At 67.3% G+C, this 8,013-nt stretch carries 7 protein-coding genes; 6 read left to right on the top strand and 1 reads right to left on the bottom strand.

Annotated features, from left to right (window positions below; all coding sequences use genetic code 11):
* The 3 genes from LPZ50_RS18540 to LPZ50_RS18530 all read left to right on the top strand — a co-directional run.
* Nucleotides 1-332: DUF1090 domain-containing protein (locus LPZ50_RS18540; protein ID WP_230663460.1), on the top strand; the 332-nt coding region annotated here is incomplete at its 5' end.
* 312 nt (nt 333-644) lie between these two features.
* Nucleotides 645-1,028 (top strand): DUF4148 domain-containing protein, encoded by a 384-nt coding sequence (locus tag LPZ50_RS18535; protein WP_230663458.1) that lies wholly within the window; start codon nt 645-647, stop codon nt 1,026-1,028.
* 205 nt (nt 1,029-1,233) lie between these two features.
* Nucleotides 1,234-2,343 carry a saccharopine dehydrogenase family protein gene (locus LPZ50_RS18530; RefSeq protein WP_230663456.1) on the top strand — a complete coding sequence of 370 codons (1,110 nt, stop codon included), beginning with the start codon at nt 1,234-1,236 and terminating at the stop codon, nt 2,341-2,343.
* A gap of 37 nt (nt 2,344-2,380) precedes the next feature.
* Here LPZ50_RS18530 and glcC read toward each other — a convergent pair whose 3' ends face one another.
* Nucleotides 2,381-3,142 (bottom strand): transcriptional regulator GlcC, encoded by a 762-nt coding sequence (gene glcC / locus LPZ50_RS18525; RefSeq protein WP_230663454.1) that lies wholly within the window; start codon nt 3,140-3,142, stop codon nt 2,381-2,383.
* A gap of 229 nt (nt 3,143-3,371) precedes the next feature.
* On the opposite strand from glcC, the gene LPZ50_RS18520 reads away from it, so the two are divergent.
* The 3 genes from LPZ50_RS18520 to ilvD all read left to right on the top strand — a co-directional run.
* Nucleotides 3,372-5,549 (top strand): malate synthase G, encoded by a 2,178-nt coding sequence (locus LPZ50_RS18520; RefSeq protein ID WP_230663452.1) that lies wholly within the window; start codon nt 3,372-3,374, stop codon nt 5,547-5,549.
* A 113-nt stretch (nt 5,550-5,662) separates the two neighbouring features.
* Nucleotides 5,663-6,349, top strand: coding sequence for a GntR family transcriptional regulator (locus LPZ50_RS18515; protein ID WP_230663450.1), 687 nt, complete (start codon nt 5,663-5,665; stop codon nt 6,347-6,349).
* Between the two features lie 29 nt (nt 6,350-6,378).
* Nucleotides 6,379-8,013 (top strand): dihydroxy-acid dehydratase (ilvD, locus tag LPZ50_RS18510; protein ID WP_230663448.1); only part of this gene is annotated, 1,635 nt, incomplete at its 3' end.

Here is an 8,013-nt window from a genome sequence, read left to right as displayed (position 1 = left end):
CCATGCAGGATTGCAGCGCCCTGCGCAGTTGCGCGGCCAAGTTCTGCCACATTGAAAACGACATCGCCGCCGCGCAGGCCCAGGGCAACAGCCAGCGCGAAGCCGGCCTGCGCCGTGCCCTGTCGGAAGCCCGCGGGTCGTGCACCGACGCCTCGCTGCGCGCCGAACGCGAAGACGCCATCGCCGAACGCCGCGAAGAAGTCACCGAACGCGAAGAAGAACTGGCCGAAGCCCGCGCCGACGGCCGCCAGGACAAAATCGACAAGGCCCAGCGCAAACTCGAAGAAGCCCAGGCCGACCTGAAGGACGCGCAAGACGAATTGCAGCGCTAGGCCGGCAGCGCACAATCCTCTTCCTTTACCCGGGCATGCCCCAAACATGCCAAGCACCCCGCTCGCCCCGGCAATGCGGAATCACGCCGACGCCAGAAGAACCACCCACCGCCAGCCACAAGTCATCGCCCCCTCCCCACCCCGCAATTCCCCCTGCGCCTCTCAGATTAGTCGCATATTTGGAAAAATATTTTCGAAAAACTAGGGTTTATCCTAGTGCCATGCAAGTCCAGAATGTCTTCACCGGGAAACATTCACGCCCCCAAGCAATCGCCGGGTGCGCAGCCCAAGACATCGAACTGGAGATTTGCCATGAAAACCCTAGCTACCGCCATTCTGCTTTCCCTGGGCGTCGCCGCCGGTGCCCAGGCCGCCGACAACTCGCAACCGCTGACCCGCGCCCAGGTCCAGGCCGAACTGGCCCAGGCCAAGGCCAACGGCCAGTACAGCTTCGGCGAGCAGGACTACCCCGCCCCCGTGGCCCAGACGTCCAGCGCCAGCCGCGCCCAGGTTCAACAGGAACTGGCCCAGGCCCGTGCCGCCGGCCTGATCACCTACGGCGAACAGCAATACCCGCCCCAAGCCGCCAGCGACGATTCCCAACTGACCCGCGCCGAGGTGCGCGACGAACTGGCCCACGCCAAGGCCGAAGGCCACTACTCGTTCGGCGACCTGGACTACCCCTCGCAAGGCTGATGTGCCTTGCCGGCGGGCAGGCATCCCCGCAGCGGGCCCCACGGGGCCCGCTTTTTCATGCTTGCGGGCCTGTCGTTAGACATATTGCCCATTTATTCCGTCATTTCGTTCGATTTTTCAGGGCAAATCGGCGTTATGTGCGCTACATATCGACATCAGACGGCACTAGCATGAAGGCACCCATACGCCTTCCGGAGAGCCAGCCATGTCCCGCGCACTGCCGTCCCTTACCGTCCTGGGAGCCGGAAAAATCGGCTTTGCCATCGCCCTGCTGCTGCAGCGCACGGGCGACTACCACGTCTGCGTGGCCGACCAGGACGCGGCGCGGCTGGATGCCGTGGCCGCGCTGGGCTGCCAGACCTTGCGCATCGCCAGCGACGCCGCCCTGCAAGATGCCGTGGCAGGCCGCTACGCCGTACTGAATGCCTTGCCTTTCCACCGCGCCATTGCCGTGGCCGGGCTGTGCGCGCGGCACGGCGTGCACTATTTTGACCTGACCGAAGACGTGGCCAGCACCCAAGCCGTACGTGAACTGGCGGACCACGCGCGCACGGTACTGATGCCCCAGTGCGGCCTGGCGCCGGGCTTCATCGGCGTGCTGGGCCATGACCTGGCGCGCCGTTTCGACCCCTTGCTGGACTTGCGCATGCGGGTGGGCGCCCTGCCGCGCTACCCCGGCAATGCCCTGCGCTACAACCTCACCTGGAGCACCGAGGGGCTGATCAACGAGTACTGCAACCCCTGCGTGGCCATCGTCGACGGCGAGCTGGCCCGCGTGCCGCCCCTGGAAGGCTACGAGACCTTCACCCTGGACGGTGTGGAATACGAGGCCTTCAATACCTCGGGCGGCCTGGGCACCTTGCCCGAAACCCTGCTGGGCAAGGCACGCAACGTGGACTACAAGTCGGTGCGCTATCCGGGCCACTGCAGCATCATGAAACTGCTGCTGAACGACCTGCGCCTGCGCGACCGCCGCGAACTGCTGCAGGACATTCTGGAAAGCGCCATTCCCGCCACCGCGCAGGACGTGATCGTGATCCTGGCATCCGCCAGCGGGTATCGCGGCAAGCAGCTGCTGCAGGAGTCGTACTCGGCGCGCGTCTATGGCGACACCATAGACGGCCACGCGCTCAGCGCCATCCAGTTGTCGACGGCGGCCGGGATCTGCACCGCCCTGGATCTGGTGGCGCAGGGCGTGCTGCCGCAGCGCGGTTTCGTGGGCCAGGAAAGCATCCCGCTGGACGCGCTGCTGGCCAACCGCCACGGCCGCATCTATGCGGGCCAGCCCCTGGCCAGCTGCATCGCCGCCGTATAGCCGGGGCCGGCGCCGGGCCGCTTGATAGGAACCGGCCTCAGGCCCAGCCTTCCAGGCGCAGGGTGGCGCGCACCAGACGCTGTTCTTCCTGTTCGATCTCGCCCAGGCTGTGCCGCACGCTATTGACGTGGTCGGTGGCGGCCTGGCGGGCTTGTTCGGGCAGCCGCCCGGTCACGGCGTGGAACACGCTTTCATGCTGAAGGTCGATCTGGCGTTTGTGCGGCTGGCGGTGGTACAGGTTGTTCACGCACGCGAATACCGATCCCAGCATCAGGTCGGTAAGCGATTGCAGCGTGTGCGTCAGCACGGGGTTGTGCGAGGCCTCGCACACCGCCAGGTGAAATGCGTGGTCCAGGTGGGCATGGGTGGCGATGTCGGTATCCTGCCCGTGCGCCGCGATCATCTCGTCGTAACGGCGGCGGATCATGATGAAGTCGGCCTCGGTGCCGCGTATGGCGGCCAGCCGCGCCGATTCGCCTTCCAGCAGGGCGCGCACTTCCAGAAGATCGTACAGGGTGCGTGGTTGCGAATGGAACAGGTGCACCAGCGGCCCGGCGTCCACCTGCGAAATAGGCGCCACGAACGAACCCTTGCCCTGCTCGGTGCGGATAATGCCTCGCGCGCGCAGCAGCTTCAGCCCTTCGCGCAGCGCCGTGCGCGACGCGCCCAGCTTTTCGGTCAGGCGGCGTTCCGAGGGCAGGGCCTGGCCAGCCTTGAGCACCCCGTCCATGATCAGGCGCTCGATGCGCTCGGCAACCACATCGGCCACTTGGCGGCCCGCGACGGCTTCGGTTTCCATATTCGTCCTACTGGTATGACCAGGCTGGGGCCTGTGCCAGACCTTACGGCCATATTGCATTCAAATTGCTGGAATCACACCATAAAAACCGGTTAACGGGCAAACGTGGGGAAAATAAACTGGTATGACCAGTGGCCTTTCGGCTGGACAGCGCCGCCCCCAGCACCGATGATGTAGGCTCGCTGCCCGGATCGGGCCGGCCCCCGATTTCATCCTTTCCGAGACCCGCATGACTGATCGAATCCAGCAAGATGGCCTGCAAGTGGCGGCCGCGCTCCACCGCTTCATTCAGGACGAGGCCCTGCCCGCCAGCAGCGTCGACGGCAAACGTTTCTGGACCGGCTTTGCCGCCCTGGTGCGCGACCTGGCGCCCCGCAACCGCGCCCTGCTGGCCGAACGCGACCGCCTGCAACGCGAACTGGATACCTGGCACCGCGCCCACCCCGGCCCCGTGCGCGACCTGGCCGCCTATCGCGCCTTCCTGGAAGAAATCGGCTACCTGCAGCCGCAACCCGATACCGTGCAGGCCAGCACCGCCGGCGTGGATGCCGAAATCGCCGAGCAGGCCGGCCCGCAACTGGTGGTACCGATGTCAAACGCGCGCTATGCGCTGAACGCCGCCAACGCGCGCTGGGGCAGCCTGTACGATGCGCTGTACGGCACCGACGCCATTGCCCCCACGCCCGGCGACACCGGGCGCGGCTACCACCCCGGGCGCGGCCAGGCGGTTATCGCGCGCGCCCGCGCCTTCCTGGATCAGGCCGCGCCGCTGGCGCAGGGGTCGCACGCCGACGCCACCGGCTACAGCGTCGACAACGGCCAGTTGCGCGTGGCCCTGCCGCAAGGCAGCACCGGGCTGAAGCAGGCCGGCCAGTTCGCGGGTTTCCAGGGCGAGGCACGGGCCCCGCAGGCCATCCTGCTCAAGCACAACGGCCTGCACATTGAAATCCAGATCGACCGCGCGCACGCCATCGGCGCCACCGACGCCGCCGGCGTCAAAGACGTGGTGGTCGAAGCCGCGCTGACCACCATCATGGACTGCGAAGATTCGGTGGCCGCGGTCGATGCCGAAGACAAGGTGCACGTGTACCGCAACTGGCTGGGGCTGATGAAGGGCGACCTGACCGAACAGGTCACCAAGGGCGGGCAAACCTTCACCCGCCGCATGCACGCCGACCGCGAATACCAGGCTCCGGGCGGCGGCACGCTGACGCTGCACGGCCGTTCGCTGATGTTCGTGCGCAACGTGGGCCACCTGATGACCAACCCCGCCGTGCTCGACCAGGACGGTAACGAAATCCCCGAAGGCATCCTGGACGCGGTGGTCACGGTGCTGGCGGCCCTGCCCGACCGCGCCGGCAAGCGCAATTCGCGCACCGGCTCCATCTACATCGTGAAGCCCAAGATGCATGGCCCGGCCGAAGTCGCCTTCGCCAACGAGCTGTTCGACCGCGTCGAAGACTTGCTGGAACTGCCGCGCCACACCCTGAAAATGGGCATCATGGACGAAGAACGCCGCACCAGCGTCAACCTGAAGGCCTGCATCCAGGCCGCCGCCGGCCGCGTGGCGTTCATCAACACGGGTTTCCTGGACCGCACGGGCGACGAAATGCATTCCGCCATGGAAGCCGGGCCCATGCTGCGCAAGGGCGACATGAAATCCAGCGCCTGGATCGCCGCCTACGAACGCAGCAATGTACTGGTGGGCCTGGATTGCGGCCTGCGCGGCCGCGCGCAGATCGGCAAAGGCATGTGGGCCATGCCCGACCTGATGGCCGCCATGCTGGAACAGAAAATCGCCCACCCCAAGGCCGGCGCCAACACCGCGTGGGTGCCGTCGCCCACGGCCGCCACCCTGCATGCCCTGCATTACCACCAAGTGGATGTGCAGGCCGTGCAGCAGCAGTTGGAAGGCACGCCGCTGGCCAGCGTGCGCGGCGAACTGCTCGACGGCCTGCTGACCGTGCCGGTGGGCAACCCCGCCGACTGGTCGCCCGACGATATCCGCCGCGAAATCGAGAACAACGCGCAAGGCATCCTGGGCTACGTGGTGCGCTGGATCGACCAGGGGGTGGGCTGCTCGAAGGTGCCCGACATCAACGACATCGGCCTGATGGAAGACCGCGCCACCCTGCGCATTTCCAGCCAGCATATCGCCAACTGGCTGCGCCACGGCGTTACCACCCGCGAGCAGGTGCGCGAAATTTTCCAACGCATGGCCAAGGTGGTCGACGAGCAAAACGCCGGCGACCCGCTGTACCAGCCCATGGCGGGGCATTTCGACACCTCGATCGCCTACCAGGCGGCCAGCGCGCTGGTGTTCGAAGGGCTGGGCCAGCCCAATGGCTACACCGAGCCCCTGCTGCACAAGTACCGCCAGGCGTACAAGGCCCGCCACCCACGCTAAGCGCCAAGGCCCGCGCCGGCGCGCGCCCCGGCCGCCAGTAAGGGGAAACCTGGATAGGCGGGCCGGGGTTTTTTGCGCAAATTAGCGTCTTTGATTTTTGATCAAAGATCTGAATGCCTGCCCATCCCGACCTGGCGCCCCTGGTGCACACCTCGGTCAACGAAGCGGTGTACCGCCGGCTGCGCGACCACCTGATGCGCGGCGACTACGCCGCGGGCGAAGTGCTGGGCATACAGGAACTGGCCGACGCCTTCGGCACCAGCGCCATGCCGGTGCGCGAGGCGTTGCGCCGGCTGGCGGCACAGCGCGCGCTGGAGCCCATGAAAAGCCGGTCGATGCGCGTGCCGGTGATCTCGCGCGCGCGCCTGGAAGACATCCGGCGCGCCCGCCTGCTGATCGAGGGCACCGTCACGGCCTGGGCGGTTGAGCACATCACCGGCCAGGAACTGGACACCCTGCGCGGCCTGGCGGCGCAAATCGGCCAGTCGCTGGCCGACCCCGCTTCAGTGCCCGACGGCCTGGAAAACAACCAGCTGTTCCATTTCACGATTTACCGCGCGGCGCGCTCGGACTCGATGATGGCCACCATCGAAAGCCTCTGGCTGCAGTCGGGCCCCTATCTGCGCGCCACCCGCGAACTCATGCATTCCGACGAACGGCCCGGCGCCGAATTCCATGCCGCCATCGTGCAAGCCATTGCGCAGCGCGACGCCGGCCAGGCGCGGGCCGCCATGGAACGCGATATCTGCTGGGCCTTCGATAAATTGACGGCGCACCGCGGCATGCTGGCCGGCGCCTGATGCCTGCGCGCGCCTTACCTGGATTCCCCATGTCATTGCACAAGCACCGCTCCCGCATGGTCACCCACGGCCTTACCCGGGCCCCGCATCGCGCTTTCCTGCGCGCCACGGGCTTCGACGACGAGGCCCTGGAAAAATCGGTGGTCGGCATCGTCAGCACCCAGGGCGAAAACACGCCCTGTTCGATGGGGCTGGCGCCCCAGGCCGACCGCGCCCGCCTGGGCGTGGCCGCCGGCGGCGGCGTGCCGGTGAGTTTTTCCACCATATCGGTATCGGACGGCACCTCGATGAATCATGCCGGCATGCGCATGAGCCTGCTGTCGCGCGAGACCATCGCCGACAGCGTCGAGCTGGTGGTGCGCGGCCACGCCTATGACGGGCTGGTGGCGTTCGCCGGCTGCGACAAGACCCTGCCGGCCATGATGATGGCCATGGTGCGGGTAAATGTGCCGGCCGTATTCTTGTATGGCGGCGCCACGCTGCCTGGCCATGCCCTGGGCCGCCAGGCCACCATCCTGGACACCATCGAGGCCGTGGGCCGCGTGCAGCACGGCACCATGACGGCCGCCGAGCTGAAAACCATGGAGCGCACCTGCACGCCGTCGGCCGGGTCGTGCCCGGGCCAGTTCACTGCCAACACCATGGCCATGGTGGGCGAGGCCCTGGGCCTGTCGCCGCTGGGGTCGGCGATGATGCCGGCGGTGTACAGCGAACGCCTGGCCATTGCCCAGCAGGCCGGCCTGCGGGTCATGCGCATCCTGGCCGACGGCGGCCCGCTGCCGCGCGACCTGGTCACCCGCGCCAGCCTGGACAACGCCTGTGCCGCGGTGGCCGCCACGGGCGGATCCACCAACGCCGCGCTGCACATTCCCGCCATCGCGCACGAGGCCGGCATACGCTACACCCTGGACGACGTGGCCGAGGTGTTCCGCCGCACCCCGCTGATTGCCGATCTGCAACCCGGCGGGCGCTTCCTGGCCCGCGATCTGCACGAAGCAGGCGGCGTACCGGCCGTACTGAAGGCCCTGCTGGCAGGCGGCTACCTGGACGGCAGTGTGCTTACCCTGGATGGCCGCAGCCTGGAACAGGCGCTGGCCGACGCCCCCGAACCCGACGGCCAGGTGGTGCGGCCCTGCACGCAGGCCATTCATCCCTCGGGCGGTGTCACGGTGCTCAAGGGCAATCTCAGCCCCCAGGGGGCGCTGCTGAAGATCGCCGGCCTGAAGTCGTTGCGGTTTTCCGGGCCGGCGCGGGTCTTCGAAAACGAAGAAGACTGCATGCGCGCCGTGTCGCAGCGCACCTACCAGCCGGGCGAAGTGCTGGTGATACGCAACGAAGGGCCCAAGGGCGGGCCGGGCATGCGGGAAATGCTCAGCGTCACGGCGGCGCTGTACGGGCAGGGCATGGGCGAGAAAGTGGCGCTGCTGACCGACGGCCGCTTCTCGGGCGCCACGCGCGGGCTGTGCATCGGCTATGCCGGCCCCGAAGCCGCCTCGGGCGGGCCCATCGGCCTGATCCGCGATGGCGACGTCATTCATATCGACGCCCAGGCCAACACCCTGGATGTAGAACTGAGCGATGCCGAGCTGGCGGTCGCGCCAGCGGGCGAACTGTTCGCGTTCGTCGGACGTGGCGGTGCCCGAGGCAAAGTGCACATACCAGGA

The organism is Bordetella petrii (genome assembly GCF_020991325.1).
Taxonomy (GTDB): Bacteria; Pseudomonadota; Gammaproteobacteria; order Burkholderiales; family Burkholderiaceae_B; genus Bordetella_A; species Bordetella_A petrii_E.
The sequence above is the reverse complement of the archived record's forward strand: the minus strand, read 5'-3'. Positions and strand labels throughout refer to the sequence as shown.

Excerpts from the sequence above, each read along its gene's own strand:
- LPZ50_RS18520 (WP_230663452.1), top strand. The coding sequence starts at position 3,372 with ATGACTGATCGAATCCAGCAAGATGGCCTGCAAGTGGCGGCCGCGCTC.
- glcC (WP_230663454.1), bottom strand. The coding sequence starts at position 3,142 with ATGGAAACCGAAGCCGTCGCGGGCCGCCAAGTGGCCGATGTGGTTGCC.
- LPZ50_RS18515 (WP_230663450.1), top strand. The coding sequence starts at position 5,663 with ATGCCTGCCCATCCCGACCTGGCGCCCCTGGTGCACACCTCGGTCAAC.
- LPZ50_RS18535 (WP_230663458.1), top strand. The coding sequence starts at position 645 with ATGAAAACCCTAGCTACCGCCATTCTGCTTTCCCTGGGCGTCGCCGCC.
- LPZ50_RS18530 (WP_230663456.1), top strand. The coding sequence starts at position 1,234 with ATGTCCCGCGCACTGCCGTCCCTTACCGTCCTGGGAGCCGGAAAAATC.